General features: G+C 60.9%; 2 protein-coding genes. Both read right to left on the bottom strand.

The annotated features are described in order from the left end of the window. Positions 1 to 86: 86 nt before the first annotated feature. The gene (tsaB, locus tag ACRESJ_RS01370) at positions 87 to 761 is read right to left on the bottom strand and encodes a tRNA (adenosine(37)-N6)-threonylcarbamoyltransferase complex dimerization subunit type 1 TsaB (RefSeq protein ID WP_431756275.1); all 675 of its coding nucleotides are present in this window, start codon (positions 759 to 761) and stop codon (positions 87 to 89) included. A gap of 95 nt (positions 762 to 856) precedes the next feature. Next, a complete protein-coding gene (adk, locus tag ACRESJ_RS01375; protein ID WP_431756276.1) occupies positions 857 to 1504 on the bottom strand; it encodes an adenylate kinase in 648 nt (215 codons plus the stop codon). Positions 1505 to 1580 lie beyond the last annotated feature (76 nt).

The following is a 1580-nucleotide window of genomic DNA, read 5'->3' on the forward strand; positions in this document are numbered from 1 at the left end:
TCGCGGGCAAGCCCGCTCCCACAGGACCTGCGCATAACCTGTGGGAGCGTGGCTTGCCCGCGATTGGACCGACTCAGTCCTGAATACTATCGAGCTTTAGGCGTCGCCACTTTATCGCGCAGGTAAACCGGCTGCGCCTCATCCGCGACAATCGCCTCCCCCCGCGCCCAGGCAAAACGCGCCAGGGTCAGCAGGTCTTCGGCGTGGGGCAGCATGCCCGCATCCTGGCCGCTGAGATTGACGGCGATACGTTCGGCATAGCCCCAACCAGTACCCGCGCCGAACCATTCGCCACTCGCATCGCCCGGCAACGCCGCCGACTCCGGTGGCAATACCGCTTCAGCGCCGACCAGTCGCATCTCCCCGGCCGTCTCGCGGTAGCAACCCCAATACACTTCGTCCATGCGCGCATCGATAGCGGCTGCGACCTGGCTGGCGCCGTGTTCGCGATAAGCACGCTGTGCCAGCACGGCAAGGTTGGACACTGGCAACACCGGGCGATCCAGCGCAAATGCCAAGCCTTGCACCACGCCGATGGCAATCCGCACGCCCGTAAACGCACCCGGCCCGCGCCCGAAAGCAATGGCATCGACCGCTTGCAGGGTCGTCCCGGCATCGGCGAGCAATTGCTGAATCATCGGCAGCAACTTCTGCGCATGCAGGCGCGGGATCACCTCGTAATGGCTCGTGACCGTGCCGTCATGCAGCAAGGCAACGGAGCAAGCTTCAGTCGCGGTGTCCAGGGCCAGCAAGGTACTCATCGATGTTTCCGTAACAAGAGGTCAGAAAAAAGTGCGTCAGTATAAACAACTACGGCCCGCAAGCGGGCCGTAGAAGATGAAGCGATTCAGACTTTTCAGCTCAGCGCTGCAAGCACCTTGGCGGTGATTGCTTCAACCGAACCGACGCCTTCGATGTGGCTGTACTTCGGCTTGCCATTGGCAGCCGACAGTTCCTGGTAGAAAGCCACCAGCGGTTTGGTCTGCGAGTGGTAGACCGACAGGCGATGACGCACGGTTTCTTCGGTGTCGTCCTTGCGCTGCACGAGGTCTTCACCGGTGACGTCGTCCTTGCCGGCCACTTTCGGCGGGTTGTAGACGATGTGGTACACACGGCCGCTGGCCTCGTGAACACGGCGACCGGCGATACGCTGGACGATTTCTTCGTCTTCAACGGCGATTTCAACCACTGCGTCCAGCTCGACACCGGCAGTCACCAGTGCTTCAGCCTGAGGAATGGTGCGCGGGAAACCGTCGAACAGGAAACCGTTGGCGCAGTCCGGCTGGGCAATGCGGTCCTTGACCAGGGCGATGATCAGGTCATCGGACACCAGGCCACCGGCATCCATGATGCCCTTGGCCTTGACGCCCAGCTCGGTGCCAGCCTTGACCGCAGCACGCAGCATGTCGCCGGTGGAGATTTGCGGAATGTCGAATTTTTCGGTGATGAACTTAGCCTGAGTACCTTTACCGGCCCCGGGAGCTCCCAGCAGAATGACGCGCATCGATGTGCTCCTCAATTTTTTATATGGATAACGTCAGATTCGCCTCGTGGGGCCAATCTCAAAAATAGGGTCGTGA

This window comes from Pseudomonas sp. (assembly GCF_050739655.1).
GTDB lineage: Bacteria > Pseudomonadota > Gammaproteobacteria > Pseudomonadales > Pseudomonadaceae > Aquipseudomonas.

What these genes read in the sequence shown, in the direction of transcription:
- tsaB (WP_431756275.1), bottom strand. Translation starts at nt 761, where the DNA reads ATGAGTACCTTGCTGGCCCTGGACACCGCGACTGAAGCTTGCTCCGTT.
- adk (WP_431756276.1), bottom strand. Translation starts at nt 1,504, where the DNA reads ATGCGCGTCATTCTGCTGGGAGCTCCCGGGGCCGGTAAAGGTACTCAG.